This is a genomic window from Paractinoplanes lichenicola (assembly GCF_016785085.1).
Lineage (GTDB): Bacteria > Actinomycetota > Actinomycetes > Mycobacteriales > Micromonosporaceae > Actinoplanes > Actinoplanes lichenicola.
This window is the reverse complement of record NZ_JAENHO010000004.1, coordinates 261,964-285,512: the sequence shown is the minus strand read 5'-3', so window position 1 is coordinate 285,512 and position 23,549 is coordinate 261,964. Positions and strand designations below refer to the sequence as shown.

Here is a 23,549-nt window from a genome sequence, read left to right as displayed (position 1 = left end):
CGCGTAACCGCGGAGGCGTGTTGTGGAGACCCAGACCACACTTCGACGGGAGAACAGCCGATGACCCGTGGGTACGCGGCCACGCCGTACGGCCAGATGCACTACGCCGAGCTGGGCGAGGGCCCCGCCGTGCTGCTGCTGCACCAGACCCCGCGCTCGTACGACGAGTTCCGTGAAGTTCAGCCGCTGCTCGCCGATGGGCACCGGGTGATCGCCATGGACATGCGCGGGTTCGGGCTGAGCGCTCCCCTGCCGGCCCCGCAGACGATCGAGGCCATCGCCGACGGCGCGTTCGCGCTGCTCGACGCGCTCGGCATCGAGCAGGCGGCGGTGCTCGGGCACCACACCGGTGGCGCGGTCGCCATCGAGATGGCCGCGGCCGCGCCGCACCGAACAAAAGCGCTCGTGCTGTCGTCCGCGCCCTGGACCGACGCCGCCTATCGGGAGGGCCACGCGAACGGGCCCGGCGTCGACGAGGCCGAGACGGCGGAGGACGGCAGCCACCTGACCAAGCTGTGGGCGCTGCGGCAGCCGTACTACCCGGCCGGGCGGCCCGACCTGCTCGACCGCTTCATCCGCGACGCGCTGGCCCCCGGCGTCGACCCGGCCGAGGGGCATCTGGCCTGCGCCCGCTACGTCATGGAGGACCGGATCGGCCTGGTCACCGCGCCCGTGCTGCTGATCGGCGGCGCGGACGACCCGTTCGCGCTGCCCGACGTCGAGCGCCTGCAAAAACACCTGACCAACGCCGTACGGGTCGAGACCGCCGTCATCGAGGGCGGCACCATCCCGCTCATGGAGCAAAAGGCCGCCGAGGTGGCCGCTGTGACTCTGGAGTTCCTCGCATGAATCCCACCACGCTGAAAGCCGTCTGCGACACCCTGATCCCCCGCGTGCCGGCCGCGACCGACGACAGTCTCGAGGCGGCCACCCTGCTCGGCCTGAGCGCCTCGGATCTCGGCATCGACGCGATCGCCGCCGCTGTCATCCCGATGCTCGCGCCGCACGTCCAGGAGAAGATCGCGGTCACCCTGGACAGCCTGGGCGACGCCGAGGGCGACGAGCTGGCCCGGCGCTGGAAACAAGCCCTGGCAAACCCGGACACGTACCCCGGCGCGATCATCCTGCAGAGCACGGTACTGGCGATGTTCTACACCGGCCCCGACGCCGAGGCCAAGAACCCGACCTGGCCCGCCATCGGCTACGCGGGCCCGCTGCTGCCCACGCCGAGCGAGGCCGAATTCCCCAAGACGCTGCGCACGATCACCGCTGACGACGACCTGACCGCCGACGCCATCGTGGTCGGCTCGGGCGCCGGTGGCGGTGTCGCCGCGGCCCGCCTGGCCGAGGCGGGGCTGCGGGTCCTCGTACTGGAGAAGGGTTCCTATCGCAACGAGCCCGACCTGCCGCAGCTCGAGGCGCTGTCGTTCCCCAACCTCTATCTCGGCGGCGGCTTCCTGTGGTCGACCAGCGCCTCCGTCGGGCTGCTCGCGGGCTCGACCGTCGGCGGCGGCACCACTGTCAACTCGATGGCCTGCCTGCCCACCCCCGGCTACGTGGTCGAGGAGTGGCGGCAGCGCGGCATGCAGGGGCTCGACGACTTCGACGAGCACGTGCGCGCGGTGATGGACCGGATCAACGCGAAACCGTCGAACACCGTGCACAACCACGTCAACGAGATCCTGATCCGCGGCTTCGAGGCGGCCGGGCTGGCCTGGGCCACGCTGGCCCGCAACGCGAAGGACGACGAGTCGCGCTACTGCGGCGAGTGCAATGCCGGCTGCCTGGTCGGGTGCAAGCAGTCGACCATGAAGACGTTCCTGCAGGACGCGTCGGACCAGGGCGCGCGCCTGCTGCCCAACTGCGATGTGCGCGAGATCCTGCACGATCAAGGGCGAGCTTCCGGCGTACGGGCGCAGGTCGGTGATCGGGAGGTCGAGCTGCGGGCGCCGATCGTCGTCGTGGCCGCGGGCGCCCTGGCCAGTCCCGCGCTGCTGCTCGCGTCGGGCATCGGCGGCCCCGAAGTCGGCAAGAACTTGCACGTGCACCCGTCGTACTTCATGAGTGGAGTGTTCGACGAGGACGTGCGCGGCTGGGAGGGGCAGATCCTGACCAGCGTCAGCCACGACTACGAGCACGTGGCCGGCGAGCACGGTTTCGTCGTGGAGGCGGCGCCGATGGGCCTGGGCTTCTGGACGGCGCTCACGCCCTGGCAGGACGGCGAGTCGCACAAGCGCGAACAGTTGCGGCTGCGGCACGTGTCGGGCGTCTGGGGCTTCGCCCGCGACCACGGCTCGGGCCACGTCGAGCTGGGCCCGGACGGCATGCCGCTGATCCACTGGGACCTGACCGACGACGTCGACCTGGAGGTCGTGCGGCGCTGTCACGTCGAGCTGGCCAAGATTCTGCGCGGGGCCGGCGCGCGCGAGATCTTCACATTCCTGCCCGGTGATCCGCGCTGGCGCGACGGGGAGGACTTCGAGGCGTTCCTCGACACCCTGGCCAAGCTGGAGGGGCCGGACGTGCTGACGTTGTCGGCGCACCAGTCAGGCACGTGCGCGACGGGCACGGTCGTCGACGGCGAGGGGCAGCTCTTCGACGTGAAGGGCGTCTACGTTGCCGATGCGTCGGCGCTGCCCACCGCGCCGGGCGTCAACCCGATGGTCTCGATCGAGGCGTACGCGGCGAAGACCGCCGGGCACATCGTGGCGAGTCTCAAAGCTCCTGCGCGCTGAGCAGCTTGGTCATCCTGCGGCCGACGAGGTTGAGCAGGCCGATGTAGCGGTCCACCTTGGCCCGCGTCGTCGGGGCGGTCACCGACAGGGCCGCCACGACGGCGCCGGTCGCCCCGGTGAGCGGGATGGCCACGCTCATGTAGCCGATCCGGGTCTGCTCGAACTCGGCCACGAAGCCCTGCTCGCGGGCCTTCTGCAGCTCCTGGGCGAGCAGGCCCGGGGCCACCGTCGTGCGCGGGGTGACCCGGGCCAGCGGCGCGGTCATCACCTCGTCGAGCAGGGTGCGCGGGCCGAACGCGAGCAGCGCCTTGCCGGTCGCCGTGCAGTGCAACGGCATCCGCCCGGCGACCCGCGACGGCCGGCTGATCTGGGCGTGCTCGCCGGAGACCTTCTCGAGATAGAGCACCTCGAGCCCGCTGGCCACGGCCAGGTGCGCGGTCTCGTGCGTCGCCTGCACCAGGTCGATCATCATCGGGCGGGCCAGGTCGCGCAGGATCCGCTGCCGCGGCACGCGCTGACCGATCTCGAACAGCCGCATGCCGAGCCGGTATTCGCCGTTGCGGCGCTCCAGCAGCCCCCACTGCACGAGCTCCTGGCTCAGCCGGTGCACCGACGCCTTGGCGAGGCCGGTGCGCCTGGCCAACTCGCTCAGACTCAAAGTCTCGTCGTCGAGGCCGAACACCTCGAGGATGCGGCGCACCTTGCCCAGCACGCTGTTGCTGTCGGGCGCGGGGTGGGGTTCACGGGGGTCGGACTGGAACAGGCAGCTGTCTGCGGCGGTGGCCTCCATCACCTGAATCTCGTCTCCGCCGTCACACTTATCAACGAAACGGTCCGGCCAGCGGAACACGTCCCGCTGACCGGACCTCAGGTTTCAGAAAGACAGAACCGCGCGACCCCGTACGTGTCCCGAGCGCATCCGCGCGATCGCGTCCACGGCGTCCTCGAGCGGGACGGACTCGACCGCGACGCCCAGCTCGCCCGACGCGAGCCGCTCGATCAGCGACGGCGCGAGCTCGCGGGCCCGGCGCTCGTGGCGGATCATGTTGACCGGCAGCAGCGCCACGTCGGCCAGCAGCCAGCTCGGCAGGTCGATGGTGATCTGCGTGCCGGCCACGTAACCGACGACCACCGCCCGGCCGCCCTTGCGCACCCAGCCCGTACGGCCGATCAGGCCCTCGCCGCCGAGCGTGTCGACCAGCAGGTCGAACTCCTCGCCCCGGAAGTCGTCCAGCACCGCGCCGGTGACCCCCGCCGGCACCAGGTCGAGCTGGTCCTGGCGGCCGACCAGACCGGTCACCTCGGCCCCGGCCAGCAACGCCTGCTGGGCCACGCTCGCGCCCACGGCACCGGCCGCGCCGACCACGGCCACCTTCTCCCCCGCCTGCACCTTGGCCACGTCGTGCAGCACGACCGCGGCGGTGGTAGTGGGCACGAAGAACGTCGCCGCCACCTCGGCCGGCAGGCCCGGGTCGAGCACGGTGACCGCCTTGCGGGGCACGCTCACCCGCTCCTGCCACGTGCCGCCGCGCAGCAGGCCGAGGCCGGCGCCACGCAGCATCACCTGGGTGCCGGGTTCGAGGTCGTCGGCCTCGAGCACCACGCCACTGCCCTCGACGCCGCCGGTGTAGGGCAGCTGCGGCTTGAGCCCGAAATTGCCCGACGCCACGGTCAGGTCGAGGTGCGCGAGCGCGGCCGCCTGCACCTGCACGAGCACCTCGCCCTCACCCCGTACGGGCTCCTCGATCTGCTCGATGACCGGGTCCTTGCCCCAGTCGTGGAAGCGCAGCGCGCGCATCAGGCGGCCGCCTTCGCGAGGAATTCCAGGCTGAGCGGGTTGTAGAGCGCGGCCTGCTCGTGCTGCGGCCAGTGCCCCGTCTCCTCGAACAGCTCGAGCTGCGAGCCCGGGATGGCCTCGTGCATGGCCTGCGCCTCGGGCACGTCGCCGAACGGGTTCTTGCGGCCCCAGACGATCAGCGTGGGCTGGGTGATCCGGCCCATCTGCTCCTTGGTCAGCAGGTTGCGCTGCCGGATCTCCATCTTCTGCAGCGAGAGCAGGTTGTCGATGTTGGCCACGAAATCGGGCTCGTGATAGATACGGTGCCGCACGTCGACCAGTTCCTCGGTCGCGTTGACCGGGTCGGCCATCAGCAGCCGCAGCCGCTTGCGGGTCAGCTCGACGTCGTCGGTCGCCACGGCCTGCCGGGTGCTGGAGTCGATGCGCTGCATCACCTCGGGGTTGGCCACCGTGCCGCCCGCGCAGAGCAGCTGCAGGCTGGCGATCCGGTCGGGGTGGTCGACGGCCGTACGGGCGCCGACCCAGCCGCCGAGCGACTCGCCGACGATGTGCGCCTTCTCGATCCCGACGGCGTCGAGATAGTCGAGCAGGTGCTTGACGTAGAGCGGAATCTCGTACGGGTGGTCGGGCTTGCCGGTGTAGCCGTGGCCCAGCATGTCGATCGCGTGCACCTCGTAGTGCGCGGCGTGCGGCGCGATGTTGCGCGTGAACGCCTCGAGGTGCCCGCTCGTGCCGTGCAGGAACACCACCGGGGCGCCCTCGCCGGCCCGCAGCGTCCGCGTCTCGACCCCACCCGCGTCCACGTACGAGAGCGAGAACGGCAACGGCGTCAGGTCGGTCCAGATGGACATGGCTCTCCTACGGCTGGTTGATGCGGTGGACTTGGGTGTTGCTGCGCTTGGCGAGCTCGCGCCCGGCGACCACCAGCAGGGCGGCGCCGGCGAGCGTCAGAAGGATCTTCATCGGGTGGTCTCCAGGTCTCGGCGGGCACAGTCGGCCAGGAAGGCGGCGACGACGGCGTGATAGCGCTCGGGCTGCTCCTCCTGCAGGTGGTGGGACACGTGGTCCATCACGTGCAGATTGCCGTTCGGCACCATGCGGGCCAGCATCATCGGGTAGTCGGGGGTCAGGAACGCGTCCTCGCGGCCCCACATGAACAGCGTCGGCGCCTGCACCTGGCCCAGCTCGGCGGTGAGGTCCTGCCAGTCGCCACGCGGCGAGTCCGACATGGCGGCGAGCGCGCGCTCCTCGGGGTCGAGGCTCTGCTCGTAGCGCATGTCGAGCGTCTCGTCGGGCAGCCGGTCGCCGTCCCACCACTCGAGGCGGGTGATCAGCTGCCGCATCTTCTCGCGGGTCGGGCCCTCGCCGCCGTAGTAGACATCCCGCGCCGTACGGCCGCGGTGACCGTTCTCGGGCAGCGGGGCGAGGGGGCCGTAGAAGACCGGCATGCTGCCCGTGACGACCAGGGACCGTACGCGGTCGGGGTATTTCGCGGCCAGGTTGAGCGCGATCGTGCCGCCCCAGGAGTTGCAGACGAAGTCGGCCCGCTCGATGCCCAGCGTGTCGAGCAGCTTGACCTGGCTGGCCGCGTGGAAGTCCCACATCGGCCCGGTGATGCGCACCTTCTCCGACTTGCCGTACTGCAGGATGTCGGGGATCACCACCCGGCGGTCGGCGGCGAACAGCTCGGCCACGGGACCGAAGTCGCTCCAGCCGGTGCAGCCGGGGCCGCCGCCGTGCAGGAACACGGTGTCCAGGCCGGCGCCCATGTCGAGGTAGTGATAGCCGTCGGCGTACTTGCCGTCGGGGGCCTTGCTCATCGTTCCTCCTCGGAGTTCGCGACCGCGACGCGGGCCAGCACCTCGCTGAGCCGCCGCATCTCGGTCACCTGGACGGTGTTCATGCCGAGCGCGAAGTCGATGCCGGGCAGGGGTGCCTTCGGCATGCCGACCCGCGCGGTGGGGATGCCGCGGGCGCGCAGGATGTTCGCGTCGGTGGCGCCGCTGTTGTCGGGAATCGGCGTGTGCTCACGGCCGGACGCCGCCTCCCATGCGCGGATCGTCTCGGTGATCACCCAGTTGCCCGGATCCGTTGTGGTGGGCGGGATGTGGGCGACCAGCTCGCAGTCCGCGTCCGTGCCCAGCAGCGCTTCGAGCTCCCGGCGCACGCCCAGCGGGGTCATCCCCGGGGCGAGCCGGATGTCGAGGCGGATCCGCACCGCGGCCGGGGTCACCGCCAGCATCCGCTCCCAGCCGCCGGCGATCGAGCCGATGATGCCCTGCGGCGCGGCGGTCGCGGTGCGATGCCGGGCCGGGAAGTCCTCCAGCCAGCGTTCCAGGCGCGTGATCACCTCGGCGGCGGTGACGATCGGGTTCCCGTACGGGAGACGGTGGCGGCTTCCGGCGTACGTGTGAATGCCTTTGACCGTCAGCTCGAACCAGCAGAGCCCGACCTCGTCGTGGGCCACGAAGTCACCGGGTTTGGCGATGATCGCGTGATCCGTGTACCAGCCGCGCTCGAGCAGGAACGACGCCCCGACTCCGTGACCGGTGTTCGCCCTGTCGCCGCCGATCGCGTTGGTCGGCATGCCCCCGGCACCGAAGGCCAGCACCAGATCACCCTTGGGCTCGGCGTGCGAAGACGAAACCGCTTCCGCGTACGCCTGACCGACGACCAGGACGCACGCCGCGTGACCCTTGGGGTTGCCGGCGCCGAGGCCCTGTACGTAATCACCGTCGACCGTCGCCTCCGGCCGCATGTCCGGTCGCAGCTCGGGCCCGATCCACGGCACGTCCTCGGCGACGTCGCCCGTCGTCAGCGTGTCGATCGGGGCGTAAAGCATGAGGTCGCGGCCGGTCCTTGTGCTTCGCACGCGCCCCACGGCGTTGGCTTGATCGTCGTCGATGCGCTGGACTTGCCCTGACATTTCCGACATCTGGGCGGCGAGCCACTCGGCCAGCGGGGCCTCGCGGCCCGTCGGGCTGGGGATCGAGGTGACCGCCACCGCCGCCGCCCGCAGCCGCTCGGGCGTGATGCGGCGCAGCACCTCGGCGAGCAGCTCGCTCACCGGCCACGCTCCGCGCCGGACCCTCCGGCGGCCTCGCTGTCGGGGCGGATCACTCCGACGCCCATGCCGGTCAGCCACTCGGGCATCGGGCTGTAGGCGAGGGTCTTGCCCGGCGCGAAGCCGAGCGCGGACGCCATCGTGAGCCACGTGCGGATCTCCTGGCCGCCGTTGCCGGCCTCCTCGCCGATCCGCGCGGTCGTGTAATCCGCGTAGTAGCCCAGCTCGCCCTTGTCGAGGCGGCCGAGGAAGGCCTCGTCGAACTCGGGGAACAGGGTGGGCCGGGCGCCGACGATGATCTCGCGGCGGCGCTTGTCGTACTTCTCCCACTCGCCGCGGCCGTTGCGCCATGCCTCGACCAGGAACTCCTCGTCGTCGCCGTCCGGGTCCTGCCAGCGGCTGGGCCACGGCAGCTGGTGGCTCAGCCCGCCGCTCGCGATGACGACCGTACGGCGGTCGGTCTGGGCCAAGGCGCGAGCGAGGTTGCCACCCAGCTCGACGCAGCGCTTGACGGTCGGCAGCGGGGTGGCGAAGACGTTGATGACGAGGGGGGTGACCGGCACGTCGATGTCGCGCAGCAGGTATTGCACGGCGTGGCTCTGGCCGTGGTCGATCGTCATCTTGGCGCTGATCGCGACCTCGGTCCCCCGCTCGACCAGCTGCTCCGCAAGGGCCTGGGCGTACGAGGGATCCGACTTCTGCGGGCCTTTGGGGGTGCCGCCGTCGCCGGCCGCGATCACCTCGTCGACGCCGAGCGTGAACGACGGGATGAGGTCGAGCCAGAAGCCGCGGAAGTGGTTGGAGCCGATGATGACGACGTTGTCCGGCCGGGCCTCGGCGATCGCGTCGCGGGCCTCGCTGAGGGCGTGGCGGAACCGCTCGGCCCGGTCGATGCCGGCCACCTTGTCCCAGTGGGTGTTCATCAGCGTCGAGTGCGAGGCCGCGACGCCGAGCACGATCCCGCCCATCAGCGGGTCACCTCCGGCTTGCCGTCCTCGGCCGTGATGCCCTGCTCCTTGAGCCGGTCGACGCGCTCCTCGGTGACGTCCTCGGCCAGCTTGCGCCACTGCAGCAGCGACTCGTCGGGGCGGTAGAGGCGCTCCGGCGGGGCGTCGGTGACCTCGACCATCCACTTGTCCTGGCCGGAGAACTCGCCGTGGAACAGCCAGCGGATCGCGCCCAGGTATTTCGCGTAGAACGGCAGCGTGGCCGCGCCCTTGGCAAAGTTGACCATGACACCGACGTACAGGTGGTTGTCGGCGTCGACCGGCACATAGAACTCGTAGTGGATGAAGCCCGGGTACGCGATGCGCAGCACGCCCGGCATCGAGATCGAGGCGAAGCCCGGGAACTCCTGGGCCGCGATGACCTCGTTGACCTTGGCCGCGCCGCCGGTGTTGCCGATGTTGCGGTTCGCCGTCGCTCCGGGCTTCTTCTTGGACGGGTCGATCTTGTACCAGGCCTTGCCGCTCCACTTGCCGAGACCGGGGAACTCGGCGTCCCAGTACTGTTTGTCCTGCACGCGATAGATCCAGCGGCCGCGCTTGACGATCCGCGTGTCGTTGTGCACCGGCATCGCCTTGAAGAGCCGCCACAACGCCGTACGGTGCAGGTATTTGGCATGGCCCTCGTCGTAGCCGTTCTCGGCCGCGAACCGCCAGTTGCCCTCGCGGGGCTGGATGCGGGCGCCGACCACGGCCGCGTTCTCGACGAGCTCCTCGGGCAGCTGCTCGTCGATCGGCGGGGCGTCCTCGCCGTCACCCACGAACAGCCACACCATGCCGAGCCGCTCGGCGGTCTCGAACGTGGGCTGGGTGACCTTGCCGCAGATCGGCGAGTTGGGCCCGTCCGTGATGGCCGCGGCCAGGTCACCGGTCTTGAGGTCGAACGTCCAGCCGTGGTAGACGCAGCTGACCGTGCCCGGGAACTGCTGGTTGCCGTAGCTCAGCGGCACGCCGCGATGCGGGCAACGGTCCTTGAGGGCGTACACGGTGCCCTTGTCGCGCATCACCATGATCCGCTCACCGAGCAGTGTGACACCGGTCGGCTTGTTCGTGATCTGCGACGAGAACGCCACCGGATACCAGTAGCCGCGGAAACCGGCCTTCGCCTCCTGGTAGTGCGGCCAGCTCGACCAGTCCTGCCGTCCGGGCAGCCGGCCACGCCGCGAGGGACGCGAGGGGCGCCGGGGGCGTTCGGCCCGCGGGGCCGGCGTGCTTTCTGCGACCATGGTCCAACTCCCATCGTGCTGTTGCGATGGGGTGGAGCGAATCACCTCTCCCGGCCGGGTCACAGCCTTCGAGTCCACCCACCGAAACGCGTTCCGCTCAGCGGTCCACGGTCCGCTCAGCGGTCTGCCGTTGTTAAAAAGGCGGCCGGCTCTCCCTACGGTCCTGGCCATGGAACCCACCACGACGATCCACACGGATCTGGTCATCGTCGGGGCCGGCCCGACCGGCCTCTACGGCGCGTTCTGCGCCGGCTTCCGCGGCCTGAGCACCGTCCTGGTGGACGCGCTGCCCCAGGTCGGCGGTCAGATCGCCGCGCTCTACCCGGAGAAGGTCGTGCGCGACGTGGCCGGGCTGCCCGCCGTCACCGGCCGCCGGCTCGTGGACGGGCTGGCCGCCCAGGCCGACGCTTTCGGCACCCGCTACCTGCTGGAACGGCAGGCCGTGGGGATCGGGCACGAGGCCGGGCGGCCGCAGCTGACCCTCTCCGACGGCACGATCGTCGACGCCGGGGCGGTCGTGCTGACCGCGGGCATCGGCACGTTCACGCCGCGGGCGCTGCCGGCCGGCGAGGAGTTCCTGGGCCGCGGGCTGTCGTATTTCGTACCCGACCTGAGCGCCCACGCCGACCGCGACGTCGTGGTGGTCGGCGGCGGCGACAGCGCCATCGACTGGGCCAACGCGCTGGTGCCGCTGGCCCGCTCGGTCACCGTCGTGCACCGGCGGGCGAGGTTCCGCGCCCACGCCGCCTCGATCACCGAAGCCCAACAGGCCGGGGTTGTGTTCCGCACCAACTGCGAGGTCTCCGAGCTCATAGGCGGCGACTGGGTCTCCGAGGTCCGCCTCGGCCCTTCTGATCGTCTCGCTGCGGACAGCGTGATCGCCGCGCTCGGCTTCATCTCCGACCTGGGCCCGCTGGCCGACTGGGGCCTGGAGCTGTCCGGCCGCACGATCGTGGTCGACCAGCGCATGCGCACCAACCTGACCGCCGTCTTCGCAGCCGGCGACGTCACCGAATACCCCGGCAAGGTGCGGCTCATGTCGGTCGGCTTCGGCGAGGTCGCCACCGCCGTCAACAACGCCGCGGTCGAGCTGGACCCCGACGCCGCCCTCTTCCCCGGCCACTCCACCGATTCCGCTCAAGGAGCCTGACATGCCGTACGTGATCGGCAAGGACTGCGTCGACGTCAACGACCGCGCCTGCATGGACGTCTGCCCCGTCGACTGCATCTACGTAGGCGACCGCAAAAGCTACATCAACGCCGCAGAATGCATCGACTGCGGCGCCTGCGAGGTCGAATGCCCAGTAGAAGCCATCTTCGTAGACAGAAAAGCCCGCGGCGACGAAGAACGCACCCAGTTCGTCGAAGACCAAAAGAACTTCTTCGCCATCGTCCTGCCGGGCCGCGACACCCCGATCGGCTCCCCGGGCGGCGCCCGCAAAATCGGCGAACTCGGCGTCGACACCCCATTCATCACCGACTACGACGCCTAGGACCGTTGGCCGTCCATCGAGATCCGCCCATCGTCCGGAACCGTGGTCCCGCTGTCCGATCTAGGACTGCAACGTCGAGGCCGTGAGCCGGCTCAGCACAGAATCGACTCGTGCCGCCCCGGATCAGTTCGCCCGACGTCCCCGAACCGGACTCGGCCGACACCGAGGACACCTTCCTCGACAAGCTCGAGATGCTCCGGACGGCGCAGGGGCTGACCTATCGCGAACTGTCGGAGCGGTCGCACGCCGTCGCCGGGGACCCCCGGCATCCGCACGGGATCGGGTTCTCGTCCTCGGTGCTCACGAGCTGGATCAAGCATCGGGCGTTGCCCAGCAACACGGAGTACGTGAGGGCGTGGGTCCGGGCCTGCGGAATCACGAACACCGAGCCGTGGACGAAGGTCCACACCCGGCTCCTCGTCGCCCGCCGGAAGACTTCCGTCGCGGAACCTTTACCGGTCGAGGAACCCAGGGCGAAGCAGACGCGCCGTCCGGCGGTGGGACGCCCTCGGTGGCGGGCCGCCGCGCTGGTCGGACCCCTGGTCCTGCTCGGGCTGGCCGCCGCCGACAGCGGGCGCGGCGGGCCGCCGGCGCCGACGTGCGCGGCTCAGCAGACCCGATCGACGGACGCCTTCTCCTACACATTCACGCCGTGCTGGGGCGGCGCTGCCGCACAACTCTGGTTCCGCGACGACAAGGCCGACCGGCGCTGCGTGCGGGCCGAGATCACCTTCGGGCGTCTCCCCGGCGCGCCGAACGTCTGGGCCGCGCCGCGGCGGGCGTGCCCCAGTGGTGAGAGCCATTCGTACGTCGTGAGCTCGCCCCCGGAGTCGACCGGCGCGACTGTGACGATTGTTCTCGAGGCGCCGTAGGACGACACGGGTGTTCAGCCTTGTTCAGCGTCGTTCGGATCGGTGGTGGCCTGCGTGAACGGCCACTGTGCTGATGGTCAGCGGGCCGTTGAGGAGCCCGCGAACCAGGACGGAGCACGTCATGAGATCAGCACGGTTCTGGGCCGTCGTCGCAGTTGTGGCCGGCGTCGTGTCGGCCACGGCCGTTCCCTCGGCGGCGGCCACCGATCGCATCCGGGTTCTGCAGGCGAACATCTGCGGTGCCCAGCTCTACCGACCCGAGTGTCCGGCGCAAGGAGGGGACACTGCCGGACCGGTGCCGTACCTTCTCAACCTGATCCCGGCCAAGCGGTACGACGTCGTCACGCTCAACGAGATCTGCGAGTCGCAGTACGAGACCCTGAAGAAGCAACTGGCCGAACGAGGCTGGCGGATGGACGGCAGGTTCGCCGCCGGCATCACAGACCTCAAGACCTCGATGTGGCAGGGCCGCTACTGCGGTGTGGCTGAGAACGGCGCTCGTGGCTACGGCGTCGCCGTTCTGACGTCGAGCGCGATCACCTCCCACACCCCAACCGACCTCGGACGCCCGGACGGCGACGAGACACGCCAGCTGCTCTGCGCTGACACGTCCTTGCGGGGGCGGTCGTTGCGTGCCTGCGTGACCCACCTGAGCCAGCACGGGTACCGCGCCGGCCCGCAGGCGAAGGCGATCGCGGAGCGACCCGAGGTGGCCCAGGCCGAGATGGCCGTCATTCTCGGCGGGGACTTCAACCTCACCCCTGGCTCTGATGGGCTCGGCCATCTCTACCGCCACAGCGGCGGAAGCGGCCAGTTCCGGGAGATCGCCGACACCACCTGCCTGTGGGCGGCCAGCCCCTGCCGAGGCGGCGAGGCGACCCAGAAGTTCGAGAAGATCGACTACGTATTCGCCAGCGACTGTCATTTCGAGGACCCGTACGCCAGAATTCTCGACTCCGGCACATCGGACCACCGCTTCCTGTCCGGATCAGTGCGACCGCGCCAGTGCTGAACACCCGGTAACCACTCCCGGGCCGGTGAGTCAGACGGCGAAGGCCCCCTCCCCGCGTACGGGGAAGGGGCCTTTGACTGTCGGATCAGAAGATCAGGTTGAACTGGTTCCAGCCTGTGCCGATGTTGATGTTGGTGGAGGGGTCGATCCAGGAGCCCTTGCCGTTGCCTCGGTAGAGCTTGAGGTCGCCGGTGGTGTTGCGGGCGATGACGTCGGTGAAACCGTCGCCGGTGAAGTCGCCTGGGGAGAGGATTTGGGTGAACTGGTTCCAGCCGGTGCCTACGACGTCGGGGTCGGAGCCGTTGAGCCAGCCGCCCTTGCCGTTGCCGCGGTAGAGGTGGAGTTCGCCGGTGGAGGTGCGGCCGATGACGTCGGTGAAGCCGTCGCCGGTGAAGTCGCCGGGCGAGAAGATCAGCGTGAAGCGGTTCCAGCCGGTGCCGATTTTGATGTTGGTGGAGCCGTCGATCCAGTAGCCCTTGCCGTTGCCGCGGTAGAGGAGCAGTTCGCCGTCTTTGTTGCGGGTGATGACGTCGGTGAAGCCGTCGCCGTTGAAGTCGCCGGGAGAGAACACCGCGGTGAAGTTGTTCCAGCCGGTGCCGATGACCTCGGGGCTGCCGCCGTTGAGCCAGCCGCCCTTGCCGTTGCTGCGGTAGAGCTTGAGTTCGCCCGCGGCGTTGCGGCCGACGATGTCGAGTGCGCCGTCGCCGGAGAAGTCGCCGACCGGGAAGACGTGGTTGAACTGGTTGAAGCCCGTCCCGATCTCGATGTTGGTCGACGGGTCGATCCAGGAGCCCTTGTTGTTGCCGCGGTAAAGCTTGAGCTCGCCGGCCGGGTTGCGGCCGATCACGTCGGCCCAGCCGTCGCTGTTGAAGTCGTTGCGCCACGCGTCGAGCGGGTAGTCGACCGGCTCGAAGCCGGGGTCGGTGACCTCGACCGGGCCGTCGGTGATCGTCAGGTCGTCGATCAGGCCGCGGAAGCCGCCCGCGTTGCGCGGCTGGTCGTAGCCGACGACGACCGTGGTCACCTGCTTGTCGGCGAGGCTGCCGAGCGGTACGACGACCTGGTTCCAGCGGTCCGCGACGATCTTGCTGCACTGCTGGGCGGGGTGCACGCGGGTGCCGCGCTGGTCGGTCAGGCCCGAGTCGCGCAGCGTGCTGCCGTCGCTGAAGATCAGGTCGATCGAGACGCAGGTGCTGTTGCGGGTCTTGACCTCGGGGCGGGTGGCCGTGCTCTGCGGGCGGATCCAGTACGAGAGCTTCGTCGACGGCTTGACCGCGATCCGGCTCACGGTCATCGACTTGAGGTAGGCGTACGAGGAAAGGGTGTTGACGTCGGTGCCGGAGTAGACCAGCGCCGACGTGCCCGAGTGCCCGGAGCCGGCCGCCACGGCGACCGTCGGGCTGGTGACACCCACGATGCTGCCGGTGACCGGCGTGGTCGGCTGCACATCAGCGCTCTCGAACCCGGTGGCCAGGTCAAGGTCGAACTGCCCCACCCGTACGAAGTCGTTGAGCTCGGTGGGCGTGCCGGCGAGCGCCTTGGTGGCGTACCAGGCCAGGTTGAGATCGCCGTTGGTGGTGGCGGTCGTCTTGATCTGCAGGGCCAGGGCGCGGTCGGCCTGGTAGGCCCGCTCGAGCGCGATCGCGATGTCGCGGTCCTTGGCGGCGTGGATGCCGGTGTCGATGAACGCCTTCCACACGGCCGCGTCGTTGCTGCGCGCGGCGGCGATGGCGGCCGCCTGCACCTCGGTGCCGTCGGTGGCGAAGTTCCAGACCTCGGTCACGAAGTCGCGGTCGGGCAGGCCGAGCAGCGCGTCGGTGACGGTCATCCCGATCCGGTTGGCGGCCAGCTTCTTCGCGACTCGCGCTCTTTCCAGCGCCTTCTCGGCCTCGGTCTTGGCCTGGTCGGCGGCGATCCGGTCGTCCACGTCCTGATGCGCGGCCTCGGCCAGGCCGGTCGCGATGAACACGCGCCGGTCCTCGTCGCTGCCCTCGCGGGCCGTGCGCGCGGCCGTCTTGACCTTGGGCCACTTGACGTCCTCGGCGACCAGTTCCCAGATCAGCCGTACGAAGTCAGCGTCGCTCCCGTTGAGCAGGGCGGCGTCGGCCACGACGTCGATGCTGGCCGCGGCCGCGCTGCGGGCCGAGTCGCTCCGCCGCTTGGCCTCGGCCTCCTGCCGCTCGCGGGCGACGTCCCGGTCGAACGCGGCGAACACCCCGGCGGTGATGAACTCGTACGCGGCCGGGCTCTCCTCGCTCTCCGAGAAGGCCAGCTCGGCGGCGGCGCGCACCTCGAGGTGGTCGGCGTTGTTCTTGACGTGATTCCAGATCGCGATGACGAAGTCGCGGTCGGCCAGCTCGATCAGCGCGAAGTCGTCCCCGCGCCCGAACTTGATCGCCACCGCGAGCTTCTGGTCGTACGAGGCCTGGCTTGCGGCCTGCATCGCGCCCACCGGTCGGGGCGCGGCCTGGGCCACGGCGGGTGTCACGACCAGAAATGTCGCGACAATTCCGGCGGCTAGCAGTTTTTTGGGCAGCATGAAGTTGGTGTTCCCCCGTGAAAGTTCGATCGCAATCGATTCGGCACGAGGGTAACGGATCGATCAGCGTGCCGACGCCCGGCTCAGCCGGTCCAGCTTGTCGCGGGCGTCCGTGCCCGGCCGCGGGGTGTAGACGACCAGCCGCAGATTCGAGCCCTGGGTGGCCAGGACGTCCGTGTCGAGCGCGATGTCGCCCACGACCGGGTGCTCGATCGTCTTGTGCGCGCTCTGGTGATCGGCCACCGAGCGCAGCGCCCACAACTCGCGGAACCGGGCGTTGCCCCGCAGCCGCGCGACCAGGGCGGCGACCTCGGGGTCGTCCGGGTAGCGGCTCGTGGTGGCCCGCAGGTCGGCCACCATCGACTCCTCGAACGCGGCCCGCTCGGCTTTTGAGAGGCGCAACCAGGGCCATAGGCCCTCGAAGTGGCAGATCAGCGCGTTTCTTTCGGCGGTGGCCGGATCGCCGCACATCGCCGCGAACAGCGGATTCCAGTGCAGCAGCTGCCACGTGGCGTCGTACAGGGCGAGCGGGTTGACGGCGAGCTGCGCCATGATCCGGTGCAGGCTCTCCGGGATCTGCCGCGGCACCCGCCCCGGGTCGGCCGCGTGCCCGGCCAGCCGCAGCAGGTGGGCGTGCTCGTCGCCGGAAAGCTTGAGCGCCCGCGCCAGCGACGAGCACACGTGCGCCGACGGGGTCGGGGCGCGGCCCTGCTCGAGCCGGACCACGTATTCGATCGAGATGCCGGCCAGCGTGGCCAGCTCCTCGCGGCGCAACCCCGGCACCCGTCGGGCCGGGTCGTGCGCCTCCGGGCCTCGCCTGTCCCGCCAGGCCCGCAGGACCGCGCCGAGTTCGTTCATCACCCCATGGTGGTACAACCTGTAACTCCCCGGGCCGCCGCCGCGCGCCGAAGATCGAGGTCATGAACACATCACTGCGACTCGCGGACGACTTCGAGGTCAACCGGATGGGCTACGGCGCCATGCAGCTGGCCGGGCCCAACGCCTTCGGGCCGCCGAAAGACCGGGCCGAGGCCGTACGGGTTCTGCGCACCGCCGTCGAATCGGGCGTCACCCACATCGACACCAGCGACTACTACGGTCCTTTCATCACCAACGAGATCATCCGAGAGGCACTGCACCCGTACGACCCCTCGCTGCGGATCGTCACGAAGGTGGGCTTCCGGCGGGGGCCGTCGGGGTCGTGGGAGCCGTCATTGCACGACCTGCGGGGCCAGGTGGAGGCGAACCTGACGCATTTGGGGCTGGACACGCTGGACGCCGTCAATTTGCGCGTCGACGGGGGCGGGTCGGTCGCTACGGCGTACGGGGAAATGGTCTCTCTGCAGGAAGAAGGGCTGGTGCGGCATTTGGGGCTGTCGAATGTGACTGCCGCGCAGGTGGCCGAGGCGCGGGAAATCGGGCCGATCATCTTTGTGCAGAACCTCTACAACCTGGCCCTGCGCGGGGATGACGCGCTGGTGGATTCGCTGGCGGCGGACGGGATCGGGTTTGTGCCGTTCTTTCCGCTGGGAGGATGGAGCCCGGTGCAGTCGGCGGCGTTGGATGCGGTGGCGGCTTCGGTGGGGGCTACGGCTAAGCAGGTGGCGTTGGCTTGGTTGTTGCAGCGGTCGCCGAATATCCTGCTGATTCCTGGGACGTCTTCGGTGGCACATTTGCGCGAGAACCTGGCTGCGGCTGAGGTGATTTTGCCGGCTGAGGCCTTGGAGCGGCTGAACGTATGAAACACCGTTGATCGTCTGAGCGTGCAGTAGAAAGGGCCCACCCGACGGCGGTTTCAGCCGGTCGTTGCAACACGGTCGGTGTCGAGGAGTTTAGCCAGGCGTTCGGCTGGGGTGTCCCAGCCCAATGTCATGCGGGGGCGGCGGTTCATTTGGGCGGCGACTTGTTGTCCTTGCCGACGATCAGGTCGCCTTCCCAGTGGCCGGTTGCGGGCTGAACCTGTCGGTCAGCATGGCTTGCACCGCGGCGTGCAGCACCGGCCGGGTGGCGAGTTTGCGGGGTTTTCGGGCGGGGCCGGCGGGCCTCGGCGCGTTGCTGGGCCGCATGCGGCCGGTAGACGCCCGTGCCCGGGTGCCGGTTACGGCTGATCGTGGCCGGTGACCGGCCGAGCTCGACCGCGATCGACTTCTGCGACGCCTTCTCCAGCAGCCGATCCGCGATCACGATCCGTTCCTCGACCGACAGGTAACGGCTCGAGAACGCCGCCCGCGCCGCCGCCTTGGCGTTGCGCTGTTTCGCTTTCTCCTCGGCCCGCCTGACCCGACGCTGTTCCGGGTGTCGCCAGTAGTAGCCGACCTTACGACCGATTCCGACCCGCCGGCATGCCTCGCTGGTACCGATTCCCTGCGCCACAAGATCTAGGTATGCCTGCCGCTGCGCCGCCGTGCCCGCAACCGGCAACCCACTGCCTGCACGATCCTCGAACACCCGTCAACACTTCGATCAACTCGGGTGTTGCAACGATCCCTTGAACCCAAGCGACCGGGGGACCCCCGCCCTCGGCCGTTTTACCGGGCGGGGCGGATCTTGGAGGGCGGGCTCAGGCGCGCCTGTGGATAACTTGGAACTTGGACGGCGAACCGGCCGGGCTTGATTGTGCTAGTCGCGTCAGGAACTGATGCGGCCGGCGTGGACGGCCACATCAGACCTGGACGACCACAAGAAGGGTCAGGTGGTCAGGTCGGCGGGGATGAGCGAATAGATCGCCAGGTCCACCCGGCCGGCGTGGATGATGCCGGCGTTGCGGGCGACACCCTCGTACGTGAAGCCCGCCCGCTCGGCGACCCGGATCGAGGCGGTGTTGCCCGGGGCGATGCGCATGATCACCCGCTCGAAGGCCGCCTCGGTCAACGCCCAGCGGGACAGCGCGACCGTCGCCTCGGTCATCACGCCCCGGCCGCGGACGGCGGGGGTCGTCCAGTAGCCGATCTCGGTCGTGCGGTGGCGCCAGTCGGTGTTCTTCAGGTCGATCAGGCCGGCCAGCTCGCCGTCGCATTCGATCGCGCGGATCAGGCCACGGCCGCTTGCCCGTACGGTCGGGGCGGTTTCGGCCACGAAGGTCACCGCGTGCTCGCGCTCGTACGGGTCCGGGAGCGGCAGCCAGCGTTGCGTCAGCGGATCGGCGACGGCGGCCACGATCGCGTCGACGTCGTCCTCGTGCGGCGCGCGCAATGTCAGCCGGGCGGTACGCAGAACGATGTCGGGGAAAACGTTCTCACTCACCCGACGATCTTCAGCCATGCCTGCAAGCGGAGTCCCAGCGGGACAGCAGTTCGAGGACCGGGGCGGCGCCGTCCTCGGTGGCGATCCGGGCGGCCACTTCGGCGGCGCGTTCCCGGTAGGACGGCTGGTCGAGGCAGGCGCGTATCGAGCCGGCCAAAGACTCGGCGGTCAGCGACGCCATCGGGGGCGGTGCCACGCCGAGCCGGTGCAGACGGTCGGCCCAGAAAGGCTGGTCGACCAGCACCGGTACGGGCACGGCGGGCACCCCGGCGCGCAGGCCGGCACCGGTCGTGCCCGCCCCGGCGTGGTGAACGACCGCGGCCATGCGCGGGAACAACCATTCGTGCGGAACGTCGCCAACAAGAAATGAGGTCGCGCCGGGAGAAGCCCGATCAGATTGGATCACCGCTCGTACCCCCGCCAACTGCACCGCGTCGGCGACCACCTCGGAACGGTCCTCGGTCATGCTGCCGAAGCCGATGAACACCGGCGGCGGCCCGTCCGCCAGGAAGGACACCAGCGAAGCGGGCGGCTCCCACCCCGAAGGTACGGCCGGCCACCAGAATCCGGTCACCTGCACCGAAGCGGGCCAGTCGGCCGGCCGGGGAACAACCACGGGGCTGAAGCCGTGCAGGATCGGCCCCGAGTCGGCGGCGGCCAGGCCCAGCCGCCGCAGCACGTCGACGTAGAGGGCGCTCGTGCCGGAAAGCATCGTGTGGCCGGCGGCGAGGTTCTCCTCCGGCGATGCGCCCGAAGGCATACCCGGCGGCGGAAACTCGCGGGTCGGGACGCCGGGCGCCAGATACAGCCCGGCGCACGGGATCCCGTACCGGGCGGCCACGGCCCGGCTCAGCGGCGCCGGCCCGAAGGCCGTCAACACAACGTCGGCGCCCGCGGCCACCGCGCCCAGCACCCCGTCGCCCAGCTCGTCGAGGAACGCGGCGAACACCGACCGGGCGGCGTCAGGGCCGGGTGCGGCCGTACGCGCACGGGTCAGCTCGACCGGATCACCGGGCAGGACGTAATGGGAAAGCCCGGCGTCGCGGACGAGGGGGCCGAACCGTTCGTGCGCGGCCAGCGTCACCCGGTGACCCGCCCGCTCCAAGCGCTGCCCCAGGCCGGTGAACGGTGCCACGTCGCCCCGCGATCCGGCGGTCACGATCAGAACCCGCATCCGCCCTACGCTAGCGCCGTCACGATGCGGCCGGGGTTCTGCGGCCGGATCGCCTCATCGATCATCGCCGCGGCCACCGTGGACCGGCTGATGGTCGCCGGGAAGAACCGGCGGGGCAGGAACGCGCGCGAGCCCGGGGCGTTCGTGAGCGGACCGGCGTGGAAGACCGTCCCGCCCGCCGCCAGCACGATCTCGTCGGCGGCAGCCTTGTCGGCCAGCTCGCGACGCAGCGCCAGCCCGATAACTGCTCTGGTGAGCCCGCTAGCAAAGACCGCGGTGCGTCCCGTCCCGAACGCCCCCAACCAGATCACCCGCGGCACCCCGGAGCCGACCGCTGCCCGAGCCCCCGCAGCCAGCGTGCCCGGCGGGCTGTCCCGCACGACCCCCAGCCCGGACACCAGCACGTCACACCCGTCCACGGCCCGCTTGATCGAATCCGGGTCGTGCACGTCGCCGAAGACCGCGGGCGGCGGCAGCGAGCGGGCGATCTCCACGACGGACAACCCCCGCGCACGGGCCGCAGAAGTCAGCAGACGCCCGGTTGCACCCGAAGCACCCAGCACGGCGACCCGCATCAGCGCACCACCGCGAGGGCAGCCGCGTGCACGCCCGGCGCGGCCGCCACATAGGACGGCGACGTGATGTCCCAGGGCTTCCCGTCGAGGTCGGTGACGACGCCGCCCGCCTCCTGCACGAGCAGCACCGGCCCGATGTGCGAGCGCACGTTGTCGTACTGCCAGTGCGCGTCCATCCGCCCGGCCGCGACCTGCGCCAGCTGATGCCCGACGGGCACGGACATGCGGACGTACAGGGCCTCTTGCATCATGGCGGTGATCGAGGCCCCCATGAAAGCCGCTGATTTGAAGGAACGACCGGGTGCCGCCTGGCCTGTGCCGACCACCGCGGCCCGCAAATCATTTTTGGCGCTGACCCGCAGCGCCACCCCGTTGAGAAACGCCCCGCCGCCCGCCGTAGCCGTGAACATCTCATCGGCCAGCGGCGCGTAGAGCACGGCCAGCACCGGCCGCCCGTCGCGGACGAGGCTGACGCCGATGTTCCAGTCGGTCATGCCGTGCACGGTGTTGACGTTGCCGCCGACCGGGTCCACCACCCAGCGGTCCCCTCCGGCGATCGGCCCGGTAGCGTGCTCGTCGGACTCCCAGGGCGCGTGCGACAGGGCCGGCCGCAGCACGTCGCTGACGGCGGTGTCGTTGGCCCGCAGCGCCGCGAGCAGGTCGTCGAGGGTCGCCGGACGGCTCGAGGTCGAGTAACGGTCCAGCAGCCGGGCGCCCGCCTCACGAACGGCGGTGACGGTCGAGTTCAGAAGTTCCATGCATCGAGCATCGGCCCGCGGCGCGGTTAAATCCAATGCAACCTTGGCAAGCTAATGTTTACTGCCATGCAACTGGACCTGAACCTGCTGACGGCCCTGCACGCCCTGCTCGAGGAGAACAGCGTCACCGGGGCCGCCGAGCGCCTGCGCCTGTCGGTGCCCGCTGTCAGCCGTACGCTGGGCCGCATCCGCCGGCTCACGGGCGACGACATTCTCGTGCGCTCCGGCCACACCATGACCCCCACCCCGTACGCGGTGGGAATTCGCGACCGCGTCGGCGAGGTGCTGCTGCAGGCCCAGTCGGTGCTGGCCCCGAGCCGCGAGTTCGACCCGGCCACGCTCGAGCGCACGTTCACCCTGCAATGCCACGACGCCCTGGCCACCGCGCTCGCACCCCCGTTGCTGAGCGCACTCGCCGAGCAAGCCCCCGGCGTCAGCCTGCGACTGCTGGCCGAGGCCACCGGCGACTCCGACGACCTGCGCCACGGCCGCGTCGACCTGCAAATCGGCGCCACCCTCCCGGACCTGCCCGAGTTCCGCTCCGACACGATCGGCCACGACCGCCTCGTCCTGGTGCGCCGCCGCGCCACACCCAAGATCAAGACCCTTCCCGCGTACGCGGCCCGCCCGCACATCCTCCTGTCGCGCCGAGGCCGCCTGGCCGATCCCGTCGACGACGTCCTGGCCGCCGCCGGGCTCAGTCGCCGCGTCGTCGCCGCCGTCGGCACGAGCGCCACCGCCCTGCACATCGTGGCCCGCGGCGAGACCGTCCTGACCGTCCCCGAAGCCTCGTGCCGCCCCCTGATCGCCGCCTTCGACGTGGCCGTCGACGAGCTCCCGATGCCCCTGCCCGCCCCACCGGTCGTCGCCGTCTGGCACCAGCGCTACGACACCGACCCCGCCCACACCTGGTTCCGCACCCAAGTCCGCGACGCCGTCACGTCTGTGCTGCCCGCCCGGTAACGACCCCTCACAAATGCGCGTGTGCCGGGCGCATCCGTTGCTGCGCCTCGAAAAGCTCGTCCCCGTGCCGAAGAACCCAGTCGGCGAGCGCTCGCATCGGCCCCCCGGCGAAGGTCTGGCCGAGGGGAGTCAACGCGTAGTCGACCCGAGGAGGCGCCTCGGCGTACGACCGCTTCTCGAGCAGGCCGTTCGCGATGAGCCGGTTGAGTGCCTCGGTCAGCGCCTTGTCACTGATCCCGCCGATCTGCGCCCGAAGCGCACGGCGACGTCGCGGACCGACAGTCAACGCCGCCAGCACCACCGGATCCCACACGTGCGCAAACAGGTCGGTGCCCATCCGCAGCCGGCAGTCCGCCACGAACTCCAAGCCGTCTCGGCCCGTGCCACCAGACATCCGCCCATCGTGCCACGGCCGATGCGCACCTCATGGTTCGCGTCGAACTCTCTAACGTCCAAACCCATGCGAATCGCGATTCTCGGCACCGGAACCTTCGCCACGGCACTAGCCACCGGCTGGACCCGGGCCGGCCACGACGTCAACATCGGCGGCCGTTCACCCCAGCGCGCGGCCGCCGCGGCCGAGGCATCCGGAGCTCACTACGGGCCGCTGCCCGACATCGTCAAGGACGCCGACGCCGTTCTGCTCAGCGTGCGCTGGGAAGGCATCGCCGACATCCTCACGGCGGTGGGCGCACCCGACGGCTCGCTCACCGGCAAGCCACTCATCGACCCGACCAACGCGGTCGACCACGGCATAGGCGTACTACGAACCGACCCCGGCCGTGCGATCGCGCAGCGCGTTGCCGAACTCGCCCCCGGCGCCCACGTAGTCAAGGCGCTTCACCTTTTCCCGTCGACGCGCTGGACGGCTCCCACATCGCCCCCGGTGACAGTCCCGATCTGCGGCGACGACCCAGCCCCGCTGCAGACCGTCAGCTCGCTGATCCGCGACATCGGCGGCACCCCAGTCGTCTTCGGCGGCCTGGACCGGGCACGACAGCTCGAGGAAGTCGCCGGCTTCGTCATCACCCTCGCCTTCGCCGGCATCAACCCCCAACTGGCAATCCCAGCGGTCTAGTCACATACGTCAGTT

General features: G+C 70.2%; 24 protein-coding genes. 9 read left to right on the top strand and 15 right to left on the bottom strand.

Features of this window, described 5'->3' with window-relative positions; translation table 11 throughout:
- Window positions 1-60 precede the first annotated feature (60 nt).
- Window positions 61-849 (top strand): alpha/beta fold hydrolase, encoded by a 789-nt coding sequence (locus JKJ07_RS14790; RefSeq protein ID WP_202992077.1) that lies wholly within the window; start codon window positions 61-63, stop codon window positions 847-849.
- Complete coding sequence (locus JKJ07_RS14785) at window positions 846-2,735, top strand: GMC family oxidoreductase N-terminal domain-containing protein (RefSeq protein ID WP_202992076.1); 1,890 nt, start codon at window positions 846-848, stop codon at window positions 2,733-2,735. The genes JKJ07_RS14790 and JKJ07_RS14785 overlap by 4 nt, the downstream gene beginning before the upstream one ends.
- Here the strand turns inward: JKJ07_RS14785 and JKJ07_RS14780 are convergent.
- The 7 genes from JKJ07_RS14780 to JKJ07_RS14750 form a co-directional block, all read right to left on the bottom strand.
- Window positions 2,716-3,525, bottom strand: a complete 810-nt coding sequence (locus JKJ07_RS14780; RefSeq protein WP_202992075.1) for an IclR family transcriptional regulator — start codon at window positions 3,523-3,525, stop codon at window positions 2,716-2,718. The two genes, JKJ07_RS14785 and JKJ07_RS14780, sit on opposite strands and share 20 nt — an antisense overlap.
- Before the next feature lie 84 nt (window positions 3,526-3,609).
- Window positions 3,610-4,533, bottom strand: a complete 924-nt coding sequence (locus JKJ07_RS14775) for a quinone oxidoreductase family protein (RefSeq protein WP_202992074.1) — start codon at window positions 4,531-4,533, stop codon at window positions 3,610-3,612.
- A complete protein-coding gene (locus JKJ07_RS14770; protein WP_202992073.1) occupies window positions 4,533-5,384 on the bottom strand; it encodes an alpha/beta fold hydrolase in 852 nt (283 codons plus the stop codon). Before JKJ07_RS14770 ends, JKJ07_RS14775 begins: the two co-directional genes overlap by 1 nt.
- 108 nt (window positions 5,385-5,492) lie before the next feature.
- Window positions 5,493-6,353 carry an alpha/beta fold hydrolase gene (locus JKJ07_RS14765; RefSeq protein WP_202992072.1) on the bottom strand — a complete coding sequence of 287 codons (861 nt, stop codon included), beginning with the start codon at window positions 6,351-6,353 and terminating at the stop codon, window positions 5,493-5,495.
- A complete protein-coding gene (locus JKJ07_RS14760; RefSeq protein ID WP_202992071.1) occupies window positions 6,350-7,600 on the bottom strand; it encodes a M20 family metallopeptidase in 1,251 nt (416 codons plus the stop codon). Before JKJ07_RS14760 ends, JKJ07_RS14765 begins: the two co-directional genes overlap by 4 nt.
- Window positions 7,597-8,565, bottom strand: coding sequence for a DODA-type extradiol aromatic ring-opening family dioxygenase (locus tag JKJ07_RS14755; protein ID WP_202992070.1), 969 nt, complete (start codon window positions 8,563-8,565; stop codon window positions 7,597-7,599). Before JKJ07_RS14755 ends, JKJ07_RS14760 begins: the two co-directional genes overlap by 4 nt.
- The gene (locus tag JKJ07_RS14750) at window positions 8,565-9,827 is read right to left on the bottom strand and encodes a Rieske 2Fe-2S domain-containing protein (RefSeq protein ID WP_202992069.1); all 1,263 of its coding nucleotides are present in this window, start codon (window positions 9,825-9,827) and stop codon (window positions 8,565-8,567) included. The genes JKJ07_RS14755 and JKJ07_RS14750 overlap by 1 nt, the downstream gene beginning before the upstream one ends.
- A gap of 187 nt (window positions 9,828-10,014) precedes the next feature.
- On the opposite strand from JKJ07_RS14750, the gene JKJ07_RS14745 reads away from it, so the two are divergent.
- From JKJ07_RS14745 to JKJ07_RS14730, 4 genes are all read left to right on the top strand, one after another.
- Window positions 10,015-10,977, top strand: a complete 963-nt coding sequence (locus tag JKJ07_RS14745; protein ID WP_202992598.1) for an NAD(P)/FAD-dependent oxidoreductase — start codon at window positions 10,015-10,017, stop codon at window positions 10,975-10,977.
- A gap of 1 nt (window position 10,978) precedes the next feature.
- Complete coding sequence (locus tag JKJ07_RS14740) at window positions 10,979-11,320, top strand: ferredoxin family protein (protein WP_202992068.1); 342 nt, start codon at window positions 10,979-10,981, stop codon at window positions 11,318-11,320.
- A gap of 110 nt (window positions 11,321-11,430) precedes the next feature.
- Window positions 11,431-12,192, top strand: a complete 762-nt coding sequence (locus tag JKJ07_RS14735; protein WP_202992067.1) for a helix-turn-helix domain-containing protein — start codon at window positions 11,431-11,433, stop codon at window positions 12,190-12,192.
- A 157-nt stretch (window positions 12,193-12,349) separates the two neighbouring features.
- Window positions 12,350-13,204 carry an endonuclease/exonuclease/phosphatase family protein gene (locus tag JKJ07_RS14730; RefSeq protein WP_202992066.1) on the top strand — a complete coding sequence of 285 codons (855 nt, stop codon included), beginning with the start codon at window positions 12,350-12,352 and terminating at the stop codon, window positions 13,202-13,204.
- Window positions 13,205-13,289: 85 nt separating this feature from the next.
- Here the strand turns inward: JKJ07_RS14730 and JKJ07_RS51720 are convergent, their stop codons facing one another.
- Window positions 13,290-15,692: an FG-GAP-like repeat-containing protein gene (locus tag JKJ07_RS51720; RefSeq protein ID WP_202992065.1), complete on the bottom strand. Its 2,403-nt coding sequence runs from the start codon at window positions 15,690-15,692 to the stop codon at window positions 13,290-13,292.
- Window positions 15,693-15,806: 114 nt separating this feature from the next.
- Entirely contained in the window at window positions 15,807-16,601 is a 795-nt protein-coding gene (locus JKJ07_RS14720) for a helix-turn-helix transcriptional regulator (protein WP_202992064.1), read from the bottom strand.
- 62 nt (window positions 16,602-16,663) lie between these two features.
- Between JKJ07_RS14720 and JKJ07_RS14715 the strand changes: the two genes are divergently transcribed.
- On the top strand, window positions 16,664-17,485 hold the full coding sequence (locus JKJ07_RS14715) for an oxidoreductase (protein WP_202992063.1): 822 nt from the start codon (window positions 16,664-16,666) through the stop codon (window positions 17,483-17,485).
- Between the two features lie 145 nt (window positions 17,486-17,630).
- On the opposite strand, the gene JKJ07_RS52440 is transcribed toward JKJ07_RS14715, so the two are convergent.
- From JKJ07_RS52440 to JKJ07_RS14690, 5 genes are all read right to left on the bottom strand, one after another.
- Window positions 17,631-17,927 carry a hypothetical protein gene (locus JKJ07_RS52440; RefSeq protein ID WP_438871413.1) on the bottom strand — a complete coding sequence of 99 codons (297 nt, stop codon included), beginning with the start codon at window positions 17,925-17,927 and terminating at the stop codon, window positions 17,631-17,633.
- A gap of 504 nt (window positions 17,928-18,431) precedes the next feature.
- Window positions 18,432-18,986: a GNAT family N-acetyltransferase gene (locus tag JKJ07_RS14705; protein WP_202992061.1), complete on the bottom strand. Its 555-nt coding sequence runs from the start codon at window positions 18,984-18,986 to the stop codon at window positions 18,432-18,434.
- A gap of 10 nt (window positions 18,987-18,996) precedes the next feature.
- Complete coding sequence (locus tag JKJ07_RS14700) at window positions 18,997-20,160, bottom strand: glycosyltransferase (protein ID WP_202992060.1); 1,164 nt, start codon at window positions 20,158-20,160, stop codon at window positions 18,997-18,999.
- Between the two features lie 5 nt (window positions 20,161-20,165).
- Window positions 20,166-20,735, bottom strand: a complete 570-nt coding sequence (locus JKJ07_RS14695) for an NAD(P)-dependent oxidoreductase (protein WP_202992059.1) — start codon at window positions 20,733-20,735, stop codon at window positions 20,166-20,168.
- On the bottom strand, window positions 20,735-21,493 hold the full coding sequence (locus tag JKJ07_RS14690; RefSeq protein WP_202992058.1) for an inositol monophosphatase family protein: 759 nt from the start codon (window positions 21,491-21,493) through the stop codon (window positions 20,735-20,737). The genes JKJ07_RS14695 and JKJ07_RS14690 overlap by 1 nt, the downstream gene beginning before the upstream one ends.
- A 66-nt stretch (window positions 21,494-21,559) precedes the next feature.
- On the opposite strand from JKJ07_RS14690, the gene JKJ07_RS14685 reads away from it, so the two are divergent.
- On the top strand, window positions 21,560-22,456 hold the full coding sequence (locus JKJ07_RS14685; protein ID WP_202992057.1) for a LysR family transcriptional regulator: 897 nt from the start codon (window positions 21,560-21,562) through the stop codon (window positions 22,454-22,456).
- A 7-nt stretch (window positions 22,457-22,463) separates the two neighbouring features.
- Here the strand turns inward: JKJ07_RS14685 and JKJ07_RS14680 are convergent, their stop codons facing one another.
- A complete protein-coding gene (locus JKJ07_RS14680; protein ID WP_307834303.1) occupies window positions 22,464-22,814 on the bottom strand; it encodes a winged helix-turn-helix transcriptional regulator in 351 nt (116 codons plus the stop codon).
- Between the two features lie 102 nt (window positions 22,815-22,916).
- On the opposite strand from JKJ07_RS14680, the gene JKJ07_RS14675 reads away from it, so the two are divergent.
- Entirely contained in the window at window positions 22,917-23,534 is a 618-nt protein-coding gene (locus JKJ07_RS14675) for an NADPH-dependent F420 reductase (RefSeq protein ID WP_202992055.1), read from the top strand.
- Window positions 23,535-23,549 lie beyond the last annotated feature (15 nt).